The organism is Micromonospora sp. CB01531, assembly GCF_001905095.1.
Lineage (GTDB): Bacteria > Actinomycetota > Actinomycetes > Mycobacteriales > Micromonosporaceae > Micromonospora.
Genome location: NZ_LWLS01000024.1, coordinates 175,464 through 192,401, shown reverse-complemented (window position 1 = coordinate 192,401; position 16,938 = coordinate 175,464). Strand labels below are relative to the sequence as shown.

Below are 16,938 nucleotides of genomic sequence, written 5' to 3'. Positions count from 1 at the left end.
CCTCATGCGGGTGTCATTCCGTCCGGCCCGGGACGGCTTCGCGTTCACCAACGCCTTCGTCAACCAGATCAAGATCATCGGCCTGCCGATCACCGAGACGAAGGGCCGGTGCGGCGGCATGGCGTTCGCCGCGCTGGACCACTGGCACCGGCGGCTCCCGGTGCCCGACGCCAGCACGCTGCCGGCCGACGGCAACCCGGTCGCCGACTACGTCTACGACCGGCTGATCACCAGCATCATGGACAACTGGGGGATGTACGCCCAGTTCATGAGCACCCCGGACCACCCGACGACGCTGCGTGGGATCGGCGTGGCCCGGATGACCCGGGAGGAGCAGTTCCCCAAGCTCAAGCAACTGCTCGACCAGGGACTGCCGCAGCCGCTCGGGCTGGTCCAGTCCCGCGACCCGGCCGGCTTCGGCAACGACCACCAGGTGGTGGCGTACGGCTACGAGCAGGACGCCACCCGCACCCGGATCTTCATCTGGGACAACCGCTTCCGGCGGCGGGAGGACGTGCTGGAGTTCAAGACCGCGTACGACCCGGCCGACCGGGCGGTGCGGCAGAGCAACGGCGACGAGTGGCGGGGCTTCTTCGTGGAGCGCTACTCCCCCCGGGTGCCTTGGTATCTCGCCGGGGGCAAGCTGCTCAGCGACCGTTCGGACCCGCGGATCTACGTGGTGCACGGCGGGGCGAAGTTCTGGGTGACCAGCCCGCAGGAGTTCGACCGGCTGGGCCTGCGCTGGACCGAGGTGGTCGAGCTGCCCGACGGCTCGACGGCGTACGTCGCCGACCGGCCCGGTGACCGGCTGCTGCTCCGTGAGATCGACCGCCCCGAGGTGTACGTCACCTACGGCGGTTACGGCTTCCACATCCCCGACCCGGACACCCTGACCCGGCTGGGCTTCACCTGGTCCGACGTCCGGGTGGTGCCGCGCGACTCGCTGCACGCCCTGGCCCCGGTGCCGATCGAGGGCACGGTGCTCCGCGAGGAGCACAAGGATCCCGTCTACCTGGTGTCCGGCGGGGCGCTGCACCACGTACCGGACCCCACCACGTTCACCGCGCTGGGGCTGCGCTGGGACCGGGTCGGGGTGGTGCCTGACGGGGCGCTGGCCAAGCTGCCGATGGGTGACCGGCTGCCCACCCCCACCTGCCGGCCTGGTCTGAGCTATCGGCCGGTCAGCTGATCAGCCGGGACCACGACGCGGTCGACTACCGGATCGAGGCCGGCGCCAAGCCGGCCGACGAGGTGGAGTTCGTGCTGACCCTGGGCTCCGGCCTGACCTGGCGCAAGGAGCTGGGCCTGCACGCGAAGGACGGCGACTGGACGATCGCGGTGCAGGACGCCAAGCGCACCGATGCCAACGGGCTCTACCGCTACCAACTCCCGGAGGGGCAGCTCCGGCTGCGCAAGGCGAAGCTGTTCGGCGCGGTCACCGGCGTGCTGGAGCTGAACGACCTGGATCGGCTGCCGGCTGGTGCCCGTGTCACCTTCACCTGGGTGCGGGACTGATTCGCGGATCCCGGCCGCCCCGGCACCGCGCCCGGGCGGCCGGCCGGGTCAGCCGTTCTTGCGGCCCACCGAGCAGTATTCGGAGGTGGGGGTGGTGTCGTTGCCGTCCGGACGCCATCGGGAACAGGTGACCAGGCCGGGGTCGAGGAGTTCGAGCCCGTCGAAGTACCGGCCGATCGCCGCCGGGGTACGGACGGCCATCTGGGCGGCGCCGCCCTCGTTCCACATGGCCAGCGCCCGGTCGACCGCCTCCGCGTTGACTTCGCGGGTGGGGTGCGACAGCACCAGGTAGCTGCCGGTCGGCACGGCGTCCACCAGCCGCCGGACGATGCGGATCGCTTCCTCGTCGTTGACGATGAAGTTGACGATGCCGAGCAGCATGATGGCGACCGGCTGGTCGAAGTCCAGCGTCCGGCGGGCCTCGGCCAGGATCAGCTCCGGGTCGCGCAGGTCCGCCTCGATGTAGTCGGTGGCGCCCTCGGGGCTGCTGGTCAGCAGGGCGCGGGCGTGCACCAGCACCATCGGGTCGTTGTCGACGTAGACGATGCGCGACTCCGGTGCGGTGGCCTGGGCGACCTCGTGGGTGTTGTTGGCCGTCGGCAGGCCGGTGCCGATGTCGAGGAACTGCCGGACACCGGCCTCGCCGGCGAGGTGGCGGACCGCACGGCCGAGGAACTCCCGGTTGAACCGGGCCGACTGGACGAGCTCCGGCATGAACGCGAGGACCTGTTCGGCGGCCTCCCGGTCGGCCGCGAAGTTGTCCTTGCCGCCGAGGAGGTAGTTCCACAGGCGGGCCGAGTGCGGGACGCTGGTGTCCAGCGCGTCGGCGCGGACCGGGGCGGTAAGCGGCTTCTCGGTCACCGACGCTCCTTTGTGTCTGCTGGTCGCGGACAGCCTAGGTCTCCTCGGGACCTGCGGCAACGCCACGCCGGCCGGAGTGACCGGTGGGTGCGGCCGAGTCAGCTCTGCCGCAGGGCCGGCATCGGCACCGGGACGGCCAACGCCGTCGCCCCGGCGCCGGCGCCGCGCTCGCAGGTGTTCGGCGGCACCGTGCCGATGCCCCGGGTGGCGGGGCGTTCGGCCGCCCAGAACATGAAGCCGAGCATGCCGGGGGTGGCGCCGGCGCCGTGCGGGGCGACGGTCTGTACGTACGGGGCGGCGGCGCGCTGCACCGAGGTGGCGTAGTCGACGCACTCGGGCAGCGGCTTGCCGCCGTAGGCGAGGTAGACGCCGCCGGTGAACTTGGCCGGGGCCAGCGGCGGCACGGGTGGGCTGTACTGCGACTTCCCGTCGACGTGCTCTTGCCAGCTTGTCTGGGAGGTGCTGGCGGAGGCGGGCCGGGCCGGCACCATGGCGTTGGCGTAGTCGAGGACCGGTGCGTCGGTGCGCAGCCAGTCGGCGGTGGCCTTGCGGTTCAGTTCGATCAACCACCGGTCGCCGGCCGCCACGTCGATGGTGAGCCGGGCTTCGGGCCGGGCGCCGCTGGCGTCGTACGGGTGGACCGCCCGGTAGGCGTCGATGAAGGACTGGAGTCCGGCGAGGTTGGGGCCGCTGTTCTGCTCGTAGTCGATTTCGATGCCGACGCCGAGCCGGGTGGCGACCGCGGCGGCCCGCTGGCCGAGCAGGGTGGGGTTCTCGGCGAGGGCGGCGTTCCAGTCGTCGGTGTAGGTGATGCCGCCGACGGAGAGCATCACCCGCACGCCGTGGGCGGTGAACCAGCCGACGATCTCGGGGGTCATGCCGCGCGGGATGCCGTCGAGGGTGGTGGCGTCGGTGCTCTGGTGCAGCAGGTCGAGCGGGTTGACGAAGCTGAGCACCACCAGGTTGACCGACGGGTGGCCGTCGCCCCGGTCGATCAGCCAGTGGTTCTGGCTGTCGAAGTCGGCCACGGTGCGGGCCGTGCCCCAGGTGCAGTAGTCGTTGCCGCAGTGCCAGGCGCCGTAGACCTGGATCGGGGTGGCCGCGGCGGGTGCGGGCGCCGGCCGGGGTGGCGGGGCGGCGGCGGCGGGCGTGGCGGTGGTGAGCGCGAGCAGGAGCGTGGCCAGCGGTACCGAGCGTCGCATGGGGCCTCCCCGACTCAGCGGTACACCTTGTTTACAGTAGAGGGTCGAGCTCCGTCAATGCGTGGCGGCGATCTCGTCGAGGACCCGGCGCTGGAAGGCGCGGGCCTCGGGGCCGCTCGGCGGCGGTCCTCCCCGGCGGGCCGCGATCGACCGCCCGATCAGGTCGGCGTCTTCGCGGCCGACCCGGCCGGGGCCGGGCCGGACCGGGCCTGCGGCGAGCCGCCGCCCGGCGTCCGCCTTGGCGAGCCAGACGCCCTCGCGGCAGCGGACCAGGGAGCGGCAGGCGCCGAGCACGGCGTCCTCCGCACCGGGGGCCGGACCGTCCCCGGGCGGGGTCGGCAGCGCCAGCCACCAGGTCAGCGCCGCGACCAGCAGCCGGCGCAGGTCCTGCGGCGTGGGATCGGCGAAGACGTCGGCCGCGGGCGGGCCGGCCAGACTCAGCCCGGACTGGCGCAGGATGCTGCGGTCGAGGGCGTACCAGAACCGCCCGTCCGCGGCGGGCCGGTCCGACGGGTCGTACGTGGCGCGGAACGGCATGGTCTGGCCGGTGTTGAGTTCGACCTCGAACCCCGGATCGGGGGTGCCGGAGGCGGCGATGTCCCGCCGGTAGGCGACCAGTTCCAGGCCGCGCGCCGGACAGGGCAGGGCCTCGTGTCGCAGCCGGTCCACCAGCGCCCGCTTCGTCGCGCCGTCGAGCGGGCGGGCCACCACCAGCGCCACGTCCACGTCGCTGCGCCCCGGCTGGTACGCGCCCAGCCCCACCGAGCCGGCCGCGTACGCGCCGACCAGATTGTCGCCGAGCACCGCCCGGGCCCGGTCCACCAGTTCGGCGAGGTATCCGCGTACGTCGTCGTTCATGGTCCGCATCCTGCCCGGCCCGTTCGGGGGTGGGCCGGTCGGGTCAGCGCGGCGGGTCGGGGCAGCAGACGGTCAACGCCCCGGGCATCGCCTTCACCTTCAGCCGCCGCGTCGTGCCTCGCGCGCCGCCGTCCAGCTCGTACGTCTTGGGCGCGGCGAAGCGCACCTGGACCTTGCGACCGCGGGTGATCCGGACCAAGGGTGAGTCGGCGGAACGTCCGGCGGCCATCCGGCCCAGCGTCCGCGCCCAGTCGACGGCGCCGCTGGCGGTGGAGACGCCGATCTCCAGGGCGCCGTCGTCGGGGCGGGCGTCGTCGAAGGCGGGGATGCCGCCGGTGATGGTGCCGATGTTGCCGAAGAGCACGCAGCTGGCCTCGCCGTCGAACCAGTCGGCGCCGTCCACCCGGATCCGGGTGTGGATCAGCTCGCCGCGCACGTGTCGCAGGCCGGTCCAGACGTACGCGATCCGGCCCAGCCGGCCCTTGAGCTTGCGGTCGGCGTCGCGGATCAGGTCACCGTCGAAGCCCGCGCCGGCCATCACGGCGAAGTGCTCGCCGTTGAGCCGGCCCAGGTCGAGCTTGCGCTGTGGGCCGTGCAGGGCGACCCGGAGCGCCTCGGGCAGGTCGGTGGGGATGCCGAGGTTGCCGGCGAAGAGGTTCGCGGTGCCGGCGGGGAGGATGCCCATCGGCACGTCCGTTCCGGCAAGGGTGTCGGCGCAGCGCTGGACCATCCCGTCGCCGCCCCACACCAGAATCAGCTCGGCGCCCTGGTCGAGCGCCTTGCGTATTTTCTTGGGCGCCTTGCGGCTCTTCGGCACCTCGTACCAGAGGAGTCGGCCGACCTCGGCGGCGATCAGGTGGGTCCGTAGCTCGTCGAGGCCACCGCCGAAGGTCTTCTTCCGGTGGGCGACGACGGCGACGACACCGGCCGCCCGGGTGGCCGGGTCGGCGACGGGGCGGTCCGCGATGCTCGTGCTCATGGCCCGGTGGTACCCAGCGGCCGGAGCGCCCACGCCTGACCGTGGCGCGATGGGCCCGATTCCGATCAGCGGCGGACTGTAATTGACTGACCGCATTCGATAGAGTGCGGAGGTTGATCGTCGGCGATGGCCGAGGGTCGGAGGGGTGCCGCGGTGAGTCGACGAGGCAGGCTGTGGACGCGCGTCACGCTGCGCCTCGGGCTCCTGCTCGGCGGGTTCGTCGTGGCCTGGTGCGCCCACGAGGCCGCCACCACCACGGCTGCCTACGCCGCCGACCGGGCGCCAGCCGCGCCGGCGCACGCGGCCGTCGACCTGCCCACCAGCGCCCTCCGTCCGGTCCTCGGGGTGGCGGCTCCCCCGGCACCGACCAGCTCCGACGAGGCCCCACGCACCCCGCGGAAGAAGCCCGACTCCCGCCCGACGCCGTCGCCGCCCCGGACGGCACCGGACCGCCCGGCGCCCAGCCGGCCCACGACCCGACCGGCCCGCGACCGGGCCACCCCACCGGCGACCCACCCCGGCCGGGGCGGCACGCCCAAGCCCGCCGACGACTCGCGCCCCCCGACCTCCGGTGCTCCCGACAGCAACCCGTCCACCCCGGTGGGCGGTACCCTCGGCCCGGTCACGGACCCGGTCCGCTCCGGGGTCCTCGCGCCGGTGGCCGACACGCTACGGCCCGTCACCCAACCGGTGCGCACCGGGATGCTCACGCCGGTGGCCGACGCGCTACGGCCCGTCACCCAACCGGTGCGCACCGGGATGCTCACGCCGGTGGCCGACGCGCTACGGCCCGTCACCCAACCGGTGTACACCGGGATGCTCACGTCGGTGGCCGACGCCCTCCGCCCGGTCACCCAGCCGTCGTCCGGCACCGCCCACGGCCCCGCCGCCGACGACGCCGCCGCGGCCTGGGCGCCGCCCGCCCTGCTGGCGCACCCGCGCCGACCGGCCGGCGACGACGCCCTGCCGTCCAGGTCGCCCCGGCCGGGCACCCGACCCGCCTGACCAGTGGCCGGTCCGCGCCGTCCTCCGCGCGGGCCGGCGCCCGGTCCGCACCTGTCAGCCTGACGGCCCCTGGTGGGCCGTGCCGGCCCGCGGCGGTCCCGCGATGACGCCGGCAGCCTTCTCCGACATACCCGATCACGCTGGTGACCAGGAGTTACCCATGACCGTGACCCTGCCCGTCGTGCGGGCCCGGTGGTGCGACATCGGCCGGATCGCCGATCTCGTCACCGAGGCCCTCGCGCCCACCGACCTCGGCGCCTGGCTCGTCCCCGACGAGCGACGCCGGCCAACCATCCTCGCCGCCGTGGCCCGGATCTGGACCGAGCACGCGCTGCTCTTCGGCGACGCGTTCCTGCTCCCCGACGGCACGGCCGCGACCGTCTGGTTCCACCGCTACCGGCCGATCCCGCCCCCGGCGCGGTACGCCGACCGGCTCACCGACGCGTGCGGTGCACACCGGGACCGTTTCGTCCTGCTCGACCGGGCCCTCGCGGCGCGGCGGCCCACCGAACCGCACAACCATCTGGCCCTGCTGGCCGCGCCGGAGCCGTCGAACTCGGGTCGCGCCGCCGCCGTCCTCGCCGGGGCACAGCGCTGGATGGACACGCTGAGCCTGCCGACCTACGCGGAGGTCTGCACCGAAGCCGACCGCGAACTGTTCCGGCGGCACGGATACACCGACCGGGACGCCGTCCCGCTCGACGGCCAGACCACCATGCACTCGATGTGGCGGTTGTCGCCGCCTTGGAGCGGCCGGTCCAGCCGGAACGTCCGGTCGCCGGCACGGGGTCCACTCGTCCGGCCACGCAACGGCCCGGTCCGCGGGTGGGCGCTGCGCTGAGCCGGGCCGACCACCGACGGTGACCAGGGTGCCCCGCTCTGGTCACCGTCGCGGCGACCAACATCACATCCGACGACGGCAACTCCCGACGGCGTCCGTCGAGGTCCGCTAGCCTGGCAGGCCGAGCACGGGCACGATTCGGCCGAGCAGTCGGAGGGTATCGGGTGCGGATGCTTCCCACCGGTGACAACGACAACCACAGCGCCGGCGGCTCCACCGCCCCGAGACCGGGGCGACGGCGCCGGCGTCGGCGCCACCGGATACTGGTCTTCCTCGCGATCTTCGCGCTGCTGGCCGGCTCCGGCCTGCTGGCGGGCGGCTACTACTTCGACAGCGTGCCCACGCCCACCGACCTCAAACTCCCGGAGGCAACCACCGTCTACTACGCGGACGGCCGAACGCCGATGGCCAAGCTGGGCGCGGAGAACCGCACCATCGTCCCGTACGACCAGATGAACGACTCTGCCAAGCAGGCCATCGTGGCGGCCGAGGACCGCACCTTCTGGACCAACAAGGGCATCGACTTCAGCGGCGTGCTCCGGGCCGCCTGGTCGAACCTCACCGGCGGGCAGCGGCAGGGCGCCTCCACCATCACCCAGCAGTACGCCCGCGTCGCCGCGGACCTGCGCGGGGTCACCTACTCGCGGAAGCTGCGCGAGGCGGTCATCGCCTGGAAGCTGGACGACAAGTACAGCAAGCGGGAGATCCTCGGCTTCTACCTGAACACCGTCCCGTTCGGCCGGGGCGCATACGGGATCGAGGCGGCCGCGCAGACCTACTTCGGCAAGACGGTGCGCCGGGACGCGCCAGCCTCCCAGCAGCTCACCCAGGCGGAGGCAATGGTGCTCTGCGCAATGGTGAAGCAGCCCGAGGCGGACCCGAACGACCCCGAGGGCTCCCCCGGCTACGACCCGCGGCGCAACGCGAAGGCCCGGCAGAACTCGATGGACCGCTGGAGCTACATCCGCGACGGCATGGTGAAGCTCGGCTACCTGACCCGGGACGAGGCAGCGAACCTGGCGTACCCGGACGACGTGAAGCCGATCGACCCGAACGCCGGCCAGTCCGGGCTGGACCGGCCGACCGGCCTGGTGGTCGAGCACGTGCTCAGCGAGTTGCGCCAGACCGAGCAGTTCCGGGGCAAGAGCGACGAGGTCATCCGCGACGGCGGCTACAAGATCATCACCACCATCGACAAGCGGGTCCAGGACGCCGCCGAGGCGGCCGCCGACATCCGCCGCGGCACCGCCCCGGAGGCGGTCCGCGACCAGCCGAAGAACTGGCAGGCCGCGCTCGTCGCGGTGGAGCCGGGCAGCGGCCGGGTGCTCGGCTACTACGGCGGCAACGGAGGCTCCGGCGGCGCCGACTACGCCGGCTGGTACTACGACGAGAAGGGGCAGGCGCGGGGCTTCGGCCAGCATCCGCCGGGCTCGTCGTTCAAGGTGTACGACCTGGCTGCCGCCGTCGAGAACAAGATCTCCGTGAAGCAGCACTTCGACTCGCCGGACACCAAGGAGTTCCCCGAGTCGGGGCGGACCAAGGACAGCCCGGCCGGCCCGATCCGCAACGCCGAGCACGCGCCCTGCCAGCCGAACTGCGCCCTCTGGGAGGCCACCGTCGCGTCGCTGAACGTCACCTATTTCGAGCTGACCGAGAAGCTGGGCATCGCGAAGGTCATGGACATGGCCAAGCGCGCCGGCGTCGACTCGATGTGGGAGACGGTGAAGGGCAACCCGCAACCGCAGCGGGTGGACCTGCGCGACGAGCCGACCGACGAGGTCGCGAAGCGCTTCTCCACCGAGGTCGGCATCGGCCAGTACGGCATCACGGTGCAGGACCACGCCAACGGGATGGCCACCTTCGCGGCCCGCGGCAAGCGTGCCGAGGCGCACTTCGTCCGGTCGGTGACCAAGGGCGAGGACAAGATCTACAGCGAGCAGCTGAGGACGACCGAGCTCGGGCTGGACGAGGAGGCGCTCAACCAACTCGACTGGACGTTGCGCCGGGTCAAGGCGGCCAAGTTGGACAACGGTTGGGACTCCGCCGGCAAGACCGGCACCTGGCAGGCCGGGCAGAGCACCACGCAGAACGTGCACACCTGGATGGTCGGCTGGACCGGGCCCCTCGCGGCCGCCGTCTGGCTCGGCACCACCGACGGCAAGCCGCTGCGGACGAAGGACGGCAGCTACGAGGTGTACGGCTCGAGCGGCCCCGGGCCGATCTGGCGGCAGTTCATGGCACAGGCGACCGAGTCCCTCAAGCTCGACCCGGACAAGTACCGGTTCGACGATCCGAAGTTCCCGGACGACGCCCCGTCGACCACCGGCCCGGCGCAGCCGGCGCCGACCACCTCCGCGCCCCGGCCTTCGGCGCGCCCGACGCCGAGCGCGACGCCCTCGGACGCCAGCCCCAGCCCGACGCAGCCGCCGACACCGGATCCGACGGGGTCGCCGTCGCTGCCCCCGGTGCCCACCCTGTCGCCGGCGAAGAGCCGAAAACCGGGAGGTACCGCGTGACGGGTGAGCTGCCGGAGCTGATCGTCCCGGATGCCGCCGCCTGGCGGCGGTGGCTCGGCGAACACCACGCCGCCCCCGCCGGGGTGTGGCTGGTGCTGGCCAAGCGTGGCAGCCAGCGACCGACCACCCTCAGCTACGACCAGGCGCTCGAGGAAGCGCTCTGCCACGGCTGGATCGACGGCCAGGTCAAGGGGCGCGACGAGAGCACCTACCGGCAGCGGTTCACCCCGCGGCGGGCGCGTAGCTCATGGTCGGCCCGGAACGTCGGCATCGTGGCCCGGCTGCTGGCCGAGGGGCGAATGCACCCGGCCGGGCTCGCCGAGGTGGACCGCGCCAAGGCCGACGGCCGCTGGGACGCCGCGTACCCGGGGCCGGCCACCGCGGAGGTCCCGTCCGACCTCGCCGCCGCGCTGGCCGCGGAGCCCCGGGCCCGCGCGATGTTCGACATCCTCACCGCCCAGAACCGGTTCGCCATCCTCCACCGCCTCGCCACCGCCAAACGCGCCGACACCCGCGAACGCCGCATCGCCCAGTTCGTCGCCATGCTGGCCCGGGGCGAGACCGTCTACCCGCAGCGCCGGACACTCGCCGAATAGCGAACCCTCCGCTCTACCCTGGTCGGGTGATCCGGGCTGTCGTGGTCGACGTGGACGACACGCTGTGCCTCACCGAGGCGGCGTGCTTCGAGCTCGAGAACGAGGTGCTGAGCCGGATCGGCCGCGCACCGATGCCGCGCGCCGTGCACCTGGCGACCTGGGGGCAGCCGCTGCTGGAGGCGATGCGGCAGCGCTCACCCGGTGTGGACCTGGACCAGTTCGCGGCGGCGTACGCGGGTGTGCTGCGCCGCTACGTCGCGGCCGGCCGGCTCGACGTGATCCCGGCGGAGAACCTGCGCGCGTTGGACCGGCTGGTGGCGGCGGGGCGGACGGTGATGCTCCTGACCTCGCGGACCGAGTCGGAGATGGCGCACCTGCTCGCGCCGGACCACGTCCTGGCCGAGCGGGTCAGTGCCGTCTTCCATGCCGGCAACACCCGGTACCGCAAACCCGATCCCCGGGCTTTCGACGAGCTGCTCGCCCGCACCGGGCTCGCCCCGCACGAGTGCGTGTACGTGGGCGACTCGCCGGGTGACGCCGAGGCCGCCGGGAAGGCGGGACTGTCCTTCGTCGGCTGCCTGCAGAGTGGCGTACGGCGGCGCGAGGATTTCGAGCCCCGCCATGTCGACCTGTTCATCGAGGCGTTCCCCGAGGTGGTGAATGCCGTGGCGCGGCTCGCGGCGCGACGCCCCTGAGTAAGGGCCCCGGGTCAGGGGGCCAGCACCAGTTCGCGCAGCTTGCCGTCGAGGGCCGGCCCGTCCACGCCGCCTGGCCAGCCCCGCAGCAGCGCACCGCCCTTCGCGACCATCACCACGGTCGGCGGCTCGCGGACCGCGTACGACCGCCAGATCGCGCCGTCGTCGTCGACCACGACCGGATACTGCACCCGGTGCTCCCGCAGGTAGCGCTGCAGGTCCTCCGGTTTGTCCTCGGTGGCCACCCCGACGAAGACGACCTTGTCCCGGTGGGTGCGGGCCAGCTCGCTCAGGGCGTCCTGCCGCTGCGCGCAGAGGCTGCACCACGAGCTGAAGAAGACCAGCACGACCGGGCGGTCGGCCCACAGGTCGGCGAAGGCGAGCTGACTGCCGTCGGTGAGCCGGCCAGTGACGGCCGGGGCGCCCGGCACGCCGGACGGGACCGGGCGCAGCGCCAGACCCGCCGGCACCGGGCCGGGCAGCGCCGCCGCCCCACCGGCGACCGGCTCGGTGCGTGCCGGCGCCTCGTCGCCGCCGGAGCAGGCGGCCGAGGACAGCACCACCCCGAACGCCAGCGCGACGGCCGCCAGCCGGACAGCGTACGTGCGGGTCACGAGGGCACCACGGCGACCAGCGCCGGCCCCTCGCTGGTGTTTCGGGTGAGATCGATCGGGGGGCGGCCGTCGACGACGAGCCGGTAGGCGTCCCGGGCGGCCAGGTTGACCGGCACCGAGAACTCGCAGTACGTCGGGACGCGCTCCACTTCCAGGTCCTCCTCGAACGTGGCCACGGACGTGCCGGACGACAGGGAGCCCTCGGCCAGTGTCCGCCCGGCGGCGTCGATCACCTGGAACGGCGCCCGGTTGTGGAAGTGGGTGTAGGGGCCGGTGCCCGCGCACTCCACGCCCACCGGCCGGATGTTGATGTCCCGCACCAGCACCCGCACGGTCATCGCCGATCGGGCCTCCTCAGCCCCGCCGCACCCGGCCAGTGCGCCGGTGAGCAGCGACGGCAGCATTAGCGCTGCCAGCAGGCGCCGCATCTGTCCTCCAGACGGTCGGGGGGCCCGGGACGGCGGGACACGCCCACCGCCCCGGGCCGTCCGTGGGTCAGCTGATCAGCGCCCGGGGTCGTTCGACCCGGCACTGGCTGGTCACGGTCTTGCTCGGGTCACTCACCGACGTGGCGGTGAGCGTCACCAGGGTGGTCGCGGCCGCGTCGGCGGTGGCGCCGACCGAGACGTTGACCCCGGTGGTGGCGCCGAACTTGGCCGTGGCCAGCTCGTTCGGCAGCTCCGCCTGCCAGCCCGTGCCGGACACGCTCGCCGAGAGACGGTACACGTCCGACTGCAGGTACTCGCTGGCGTCCTCCGGGTGCTGCTGCTCGCCGGCCACGTACTTGCCCGTGTTGGTCAGGTCGAACGTGCAGAACGCGCCCTTGTCGGTCGGCTTGCTCCGGGTGATCAGGGAGCCCTTGGACAGGGAAACGCCGTGCTCGCTCGGGCCGGCGCCGTCGAGCGACTGGACCGCCACCGTGTACGACAGCACCCCGTCGGCGTTCCGGCGGAGGTTGAGCACGTAGAAGTGCAGCCGGTTGGCCTCGTCCACGTACTCGTACTCGCTGCCGGAGTTGGCGCCGGCGTGGAACAGCGCGTCGGACAGCTGCCGGTAGTCGCCCATGGTGATCTTCTGCGGGGTGCCGTTCGGCTGGTAGAAGTCCACCATGTCGATGTCCTGCGGGTTCGCGTCGACGACCCACACGAACGGGGCGCTGTCGGTGTTCTTGGTCTTGCTGATCAGCACGCCGTTGTCCGGGGTGAACGAGTCCGCACCCATCCGCTGGACGACCTCGACGGTGTAGTTGTTGAACCGGCCGCCGTCGCAGAGCGGGTCGGTCGTGGTGCTGCACGCCGGCGAGCGGTCCTGGTTCATGGCGATGTTGATGCCGGTCAAGCCCTCGCCAGCGTCCACCGCGCGGGCGGTGACGTCGGCGACGACCAGGCCGGAGGAGGCGAGCCCCTCGCGGGACAGCCGCAGCGCGTGCTCCTCACCGAGCAGCCCGATCTTCAGCTTGTCCCGCAGCGTGTGCAGCGACCCCATCGAGCCGCCGTTGACCGGCGGGATCTGCCAGCGGGTGTGCGGGCCGCCCGGACCGTTGAAGGAGCCGCGCGACATCATGCTCCAGATGCCGGTGTACGCGCGGCGCAACGGCACGCCGTACGGGTTGTTGTAGTTGTCGCCGATGCTCAGCAGGTGGCTCAGCTCGTGCGCGTACGTGCCCATGCCCGAGCTCTCCGCCTGGGTCGACGAGCCACCGCCGGCGTTCGGCCAGATGGTGGCGGCCGCCTTCCAGGACGTCCACTCGACGTACCGGGTCTTGGCGTAGTTGGGCAGGTTGGGGTCCGGCGGGCCCCACGCGTCCGGCACGTCCTCCTTGTTCTGGAACATCATCTGGCCGAACTCCTGCCAGGTCGAGGACTCGTCCTGACCGGCGGAGAGGATGAAGACCAGCTCGTAGCTGTTGGCCACCTCGTCACCGACCGCCGCGCGCCAGGCACCCAGCCCGTCGGTGCGGATGTTCTTCGCGCACGCCTCCCCCGACGGGCAGGCGCCGGGGTTGAAGCCGTTGTCGATGCCGTACTGGTACGACTTCGACGGCATCTTGTACGGCCCGAAGCCGGTGAGGTCGACGCCGTAGCGGCCGTTGGAGTCCTGCATCCAGTACTCGTGCAGGGTGTGTCCGCGGTTCAGCTCGTTCGGCTTGTTCAGGAAGTCGCTGTAGAACTGCGGGACGCCGTCGCGCGGAATGTTCGCGGCGCTCGCCTGGGGGTTGCCGAAGACCGAGGACTTGGCCGCCTGGGTGACGACGAACGGCTGGTCCGGGTAGTCGAGCGTGACCAGCGCGATCTTGAAGTTCCGGACCGACCCGCGCACGGCGGGGTCGTTCCAGTTCTTGTTCGGCACCTGGACGAAGTCGTCCCAGGTCATCGTGTCGGGGTTCTGCCAGTTCTGTGCGTCGATCGCCTGGAACGGGCCTGGCCCGTCCGGCGACACGTCGGGTGCGGCGGAGGCCGGCCCGGTGGCGCCGGACGCGACCACGACGGACGCGACCGCGGCGGCCAGCACCGAACGCCACACCGCACGCCTGGGGGGTAGAAGGTGCATCGGGTCACCTTTCAGGTCGAGGGCTTAATCGGCGGGGCGATCGGGCGACGGCTCCGGATCGCGGGCGGCGTCAGACGCGCCCGAGCCGGAGTTGTCGCGAGACGGACGGGGTCGCCGTCCCGCATGATCACACCCGATCCGAATCTATGAGCCGGCCGGCGCACCGGTCACCGTGCAGATGTCGGCAGGTGGACCGACCACTTCCGACACGTGCAGGACGGCATCGTGGCAGGCCCGTCGCGGCTACCCGTCGGCATCGGCCCGCAGCGCCCGCCGCACGTCCCGGCACAGCTGCGTCTCGGTCTCGGGCGGCAGCCCGCCGCGGGGCGGCCGGCACGGCCCGCCGTACCGCCCGACCAGCCGCATCGCCAGCTTCACGGCCTGGACCACCTCCGGCCGGGAGCCCCAGCTGAGCAGGGGGTGCAGCTGCCCGTACAGCGGCAGCGCCGCCGCCAGGTCGCGGGCGGCGCACAGCCGGTGCAGGCGCAGGCTGAGCCGGGGTAGGGCGTTCGCGCAGTGCCCGATCCACCCGGTCGCGCCGCACACGGTCAGCTCCAGCAGCACGTCGTCCGCGCCGGCCAGCACGTCGAGGTGGGGGCACAGGTCACGGACGCGGTGCAGCCGGCGTACGTCGCACTCCCGCATGGCCACCACGCCGTCGATCTCGGCGACGCGGGCCAGCAGTTCCGGCGTCAGGTCCGTTCTCGCGTCGACCGGATCGTCGGACACCACCACCGGCAGCCCGACCGCGGCCACCTCGCGGTAGTGGGCGACGACCTCGGCGGCACCGGCCGGGTAATCGATCGGCGGTGGGGCGAGCACCGCCTGCGCACCCGCGGCCCGCGCCTGCTCGGCCCAGCGCCGGGACTGCCGGCTGCCGTACCCGCCGACGCCCGGCACCACCGCGCAGCCGGCCGGTGCCGCCTCGACGACGGCGCGGACCACGTCGGTGCGCTCGCCGTCGGACAGGGCCCGGTACTCCCCCAGCGAGCCGCACGGCGTCACCCCCTGGCAGCCCTCTTCGGCGAGCCACCGCACGTGCTCCTGAAGCCGGTCGTAGTCGACCGAGAGGTCAGCCCGGAACGGGGTGGGAATGGCGGCGATGACGCCCTGCCAGGGCCTGGCTTTGGCCACGACGGTGTTCCCTTCTCGGACACTCCGCAGCCGTACCCCGGTCGGCAGGACGGCCCGCCCTGGCCCCCGTCGGGCCGGCAAACGCACACGTTAGGTACATCACCGGCCGCTGGTCTTCCGACAGATGCCGAAACTGCTCAGGCGGTACCGGATACGGGTGTCGCGCTGCCGGCACGGGGGATTGCGCGCTGGCCAACATCATCGGAAGGTAGGCCAACGGTCCTACCAGCACAACAGCCAGCCGGAGCCGAGCGGCAACACCGCGGGCCTCGGGCTGGCCGGGGGAAGCGCATGCGCATGGAGCTGCAACGCATCGTCGACCGGGTCGCGGCGCGGGTCAAGCGGCCGGCTCTGATCGAGGATCGGCGTCAGCGGGTGGTCGTCTACAGCGAGCACTCCGGGGTGCTCGACGGGGTACGCCGGAGTTCGATCCTGCGTCGGCACACCACGCCGGAGGTGATCGCCTGGGCCCGGGAGATCGGGATCATGGACGCCCGGGAGCCGGTTCGCACCCCGGCCTGCCCCGAACTGGATCTCCTGCCCCGGGTGTGCGTGCCGATCCGGCACCAGGACCTGCTGCTGGGCTTCGTGTGGTTCATCGACGAGGGCACGGGGATGACCGACGAGGACATTTCGGCGGTGGCCGAGGCGATGCCGGACCTGTCGCTGGCCCTCTACCGGGAGAACCTGCTCGGCGAGCTGGCCTCGCAGCGGGAGGCGGAGGCGACCCGGACGCTGCTGGTGGAGTCCCCGGAGTCCCGGCGGGAGGCGGTCCGGTCTCTGCTGACCGACGGCGTGGTTACCAGTGACGGTCAGGTCACCGCGCTGGTCGCCCAGCTGGTCGTGGCCCAGGACGAGATGCTCGACGACGCTGCCCGGATCGCTCTGGAGCACGCCCTCGTCGCCACCCGGCACTGGGTCGGGTCGCGCGAGACGCTGCACCTGGTCCGGCACGATCACGGGGTGCTGCTGCTGTGCGGGGGGCGGAACACCGGCCGCCTGGCGGCACAGGACGCCGCGGCGCACCTGGACCAGGCGTTGCGTGGGGCCATTCGGGGCCTGGCGTCGGTGGCCCGGACGGTCCTCGGGATCGGCGACGCCCGACCGCGTCTGTACGACAGCGTGCTGTCGTACCAGGAGGCGTTCCAGGCGGCCCGGGTGGGTGTCCAGCTGCCGGCCCTGGGTCCGGTGGTGCCGTGGCCCGAACTGGGCATCTACCGGCTGCTGTCCGGCATGGATGCCCGCCACCTGGACGTCGCGCGAGTGCATCCGGGGCTGGGCCGGCTGCTGGGCGACGAGGCCCACCAGGTGCTGCTGGAGACCCTGGAGACCTACCTCGACCTGGCCGGCAACGCGCATGCCACGGCGGAACGGCTGCGGCTGCACCGGACGACGCTCTACTACCGGCTGCAGCGGGTGGAACTGCTCGCCGAGGCCGACCTCAAGGACGGCAACGAACGGCTCTGCCTGCACCTGGCCCTCAAGCTGGGCCGGCTGACCGGCCAGTACCAGCCGGGTGGATGACGTCGGGGCGGGGCGCCGGTTGCCCGGTGCCCCGCCCCGCAATCCCTG

General features: G+C 72.8%; 16 protein-coding genes. 8 read left to right on the top strand and 8 right to left on the bottom strand.

From position 1 onward, the window contains the following. Positions 1–4 precede the first annotated feature (4 nt). Positions 5–1,189, top strand: a complete 1,185-nt coding sequence (locus A6A27_RS06095; protein ID WP_073833545.1) for a hypothetical protein — start codon at positions 5–7, stop codon at positions 1,187–1,189. Between the two features lie 71 nt (positions 1,190–1,260). Beyond that, the gene (locus A6A27_RS06090) at positions 1,261–1,515 is read left to right on the top strand and encodes a hypothetical protein (RefSeq protein ID WP_143193906.1); all 255 of its coding nucleotides are present in this window, start codon (positions 1,261–1,263) and stop codon (positions 1,513–1,515) included. Positions 1,516–1,563: 48 nt separating this feature from the next. On the opposite strand, the gene A6A27_RS06085 is transcribed toward A6A27_RS06090, so the two are convergent. The 4 genes from A6A27_RS06085 to A6A27_RS06070 form a co-directional block, all read right to left on the bottom strand. Further along, positions 1,564–2,376 carry an SAM-dependent methyltransferase gene (locus A6A27_RS06085; RefSeq protein WP_073833543.1) on the bottom strand — a complete coding sequence of 271 codons (813 nt, stop codon included), beginning with the start codon at positions 2,374–2,376 and terminating at the stop codon, positions 1,564–1,566. A 98-nt stretch (positions 2,377–2,474) separates the two neighbouring features. Next, positions 2,475–3,578 carry a hypothetical protein gene (locus tag A6A27_RS06080; protein WP_198940206.1) on the bottom strand — a complete coding sequence of 368 codons (1,104 nt, stop codon included), beginning with the start codon at positions 3,576–3,578 and terminating at the stop codon, positions 2,475–2,477. A 54-nt stretch (positions 3,579–3,632) separates the two neighbouring features. Continuing rightward, on the bottom strand, positions 3,633–4,436 hold the full coding sequence (locus A6A27_RS06075) for a nucleotidyltransferase (RefSeq protein ID WP_073833542.1): 804 nt from the start codon (positions 4,434–4,436) through the stop codon (positions 3,633–3,635). 43 nt (positions 4,437–4,479) lie between these two features. Next, a complete protein-coding gene (locus A6A27_RS06070) occupies positions 4,480–5,415 on the bottom strand; it encodes a diacylglycerol/lipid kinase family protein (protein ID WP_073833585.1) in 936 nt (311 codons plus the stop codon). A gap of 153 nt (positions 5,416–5,568) precedes the next feature. On the opposite strand from A6A27_RS06070, the gene A6A27_RS44145 reads away from it, so the two are divergent. The 5 genes from A6A27_RS44145 to A6A27_RS45725 all read left to right on the top strand — a co-directional run bounded on the left by A6A27_RS44145 (position 5,569) and on the right by A6A27_RS45725 (position 11,068). Beyond that, the gene (locus A6A27_RS44145) at positions 5,569–6,420 is read left to right on the top strand and encodes a hypothetical protein (protein WP_158073952.1); all 852 of its coding nucleotides are present in this window, start codon (positions 5,569–5,571) and stop codon (positions 6,418–6,420) included. A 160-nt stretch (positions 6,421–6,580) separates the two neighbouring features. Next, positions 6,581–7,261: a hypothetical protein gene (locus A6A27_RS06060; RefSeq protein WP_073833540.1), complete on the top strand. Its 681-nt coding sequence runs from the start codon at positions 6,581–6,583 to the stop codon at positions 7,259–7,261. Positions 7,262–7,431: 170 nt separating this feature from the next. Then, the gene (locus tag A6A27_RS06055; protein WP_073833539.1) at positions 7,432–9,777 is read left to right on the top strand and encodes a transglycosylase domain-containing protein; all 2,346 of its coding nucleotides are present in this window, start codon (positions 7,432–7,434) and stop codon (positions 9,775–9,777) included. Further along, the gene (locus tag A6A27_RS45730; protein WP_073833538.1) at positions 9,774–10,373 is read left to right on the top strand and encodes a YdeI/OmpD-associated family protein; all 600 of its coding nucleotides are present in this window, start codon (positions 9,774–9,776) and stop codon (positions 10,371–10,373) included. Before A6A27_RS06055 ends, A6A27_RS45730 begins: the two co-directional genes overlap by 4 nt. A gap of 26 nt (positions 10,374–10,399) precedes the next feature. Continuing rightward, positions 10,400–11,068, top strand: a complete 669-nt coding sequence (locus A6A27_RS45725) for an HAD family hydrolase (RefSeq protein WP_241825095.1) — start codon at positions 10,400–10,402, stop codon at positions 11,066–11,068. A gap of 14 nt (positions 11,069–11,082) precedes the next feature. Here A6A27_RS45725 and A6A27_RS44140 read toward each other — a convergent pair whose 3' ends face one another. The 4 genes from A6A27_RS44140 to A6A27_RS06025 all read right to left on the bottom strand — a co-directional run bounded on the left by A6A27_RS44140 (position 11,083) and on the right by A6A27_RS06025 (position 15,366). Next, entirely contained in the window at positions 11,083–11,682 is a 600-nt protein-coding gene (locus A6A27_RS44140; RefSeq protein ID WP_073833537.1) for a TlpA family protein disulfide reductase, read from the bottom strand. Next, positions 11,679–12,110: a hypothetical protein gene (locus tag A6A27_RS44135; RefSeq protein ID WP_158073951.1), complete on the bottom strand. Its 432-nt coding sequence runs from the start codon at positions 12,108–12,110 to the stop codon at positions 11,679–11,681. The genes A6A27_RS44140 and A6A27_RS44135 overlap by 4 nt, the downstream gene beginning before the upstream one ends. Before the next feature lie 67 nt (positions 12,111–12,177). Then, complete coding sequence (locus A6A27_RS06030; RefSeq protein WP_073833535.1) at positions 12,178–14,232, bottom strand: M6 family metalloprotease domain-containing protein; 2,055 nt, start codon at positions 14,230–14,232, stop codon at positions 12,178–12,180. Between the two features lie 243 nt (positions 14,233–14,475). Further along, positions 14,476–15,366, bottom strand: coding sequence for a dihydrodipicolinate synthase family protein (locus tag A6A27_RS06025; protein WP_073833534.1), 891 nt, complete (start codon positions 15,364–15,366; stop codon positions 14,476–14,478). Positions 15,367–15,657: 291 nt separating this feature from the next. On the opposite strand from A6A27_RS06025, the gene A6A27_RS06020 reads away from it, so the two are divergent. After that, a complete protein-coding gene (locus tag A6A27_RS06020) occupies positions 15,658–16,890 on the top strand; it encodes a PucR family transcriptional regulator (RefSeq protein ID WP_143193903.1) in 1,233 nt (410 codons plus the stop codon). Positions 16,891–16,938: the final 48 nt, after the last annotated feature.

Excerpts from the sequence above, each read along its gene's own strand:
- A6A27_RS06095 (WP_073833545.1), top strand. The coding sequence starts at position 5 with ATGCGGGTGTCATTCCGTCCGGCCCGGGACGGCTTCGCGTTCACCAAC.
- A6A27_RS06080 (WP_198940206.1), bottom strand. The coding sequence starts at position 3,578 with ATGCGACGCTCGGTACCGCTGGCCACGCTCCTGCTCGCGCTCACCACC.
- A6A27_RS06075 (WP_073833542.1), bottom strand. The coding sequence starts at position 4,436 with ATGAACGACGACGTACGCGGATACCTCGCCGAACTGGTGGACCGGGCC.
- A6A27_RS06070 (WP_073833585.1), bottom strand. The coding sequence starts at position 5,415 with ATGAGCACGAGCATCGCGGACCGCCCCGTCGCCGACCCGGCCACCCGG.
- A6A27_RS06060 (WP_073833540.1), top strand. The coding sequence starts at position 6,581 with ATGACCGTGACCCTGCCCGTCGTGCGGGCCCGGTGGTGCGACATCGGC.
- A6A27_RS06055 (WP_073833539.1), top strand. The coding sequence starts at position 7,432 with ATGCTTCCCACCGGTGACAACGACAACCACAGCGCCGGCGGCTCCACC.
- A6A27_RS44135 (WP_158073951.1), bottom strand. The coding sequence starts at position 12,110 with ATGCGGCGCCTGCTGGCAGCGCTAATGCTGCCGTCGCTGCTCACCGGC.
- A6A27_RS06030 (WP_073833535.1), bottom strand. The coding sequence starts at position 14,232 with ATGCACCTTCTACCCCCCAGGCGTGCGGTGTGGCGTTCGGTGCTGGCC.
- A6A27_RS06020 (WP_143193903.1), top strand. The coding sequence starts at position 15,658 with ATGCGCATGGAGCTGCAACGCATCGTCGACCGGGTCGCGGCGCGGGTC.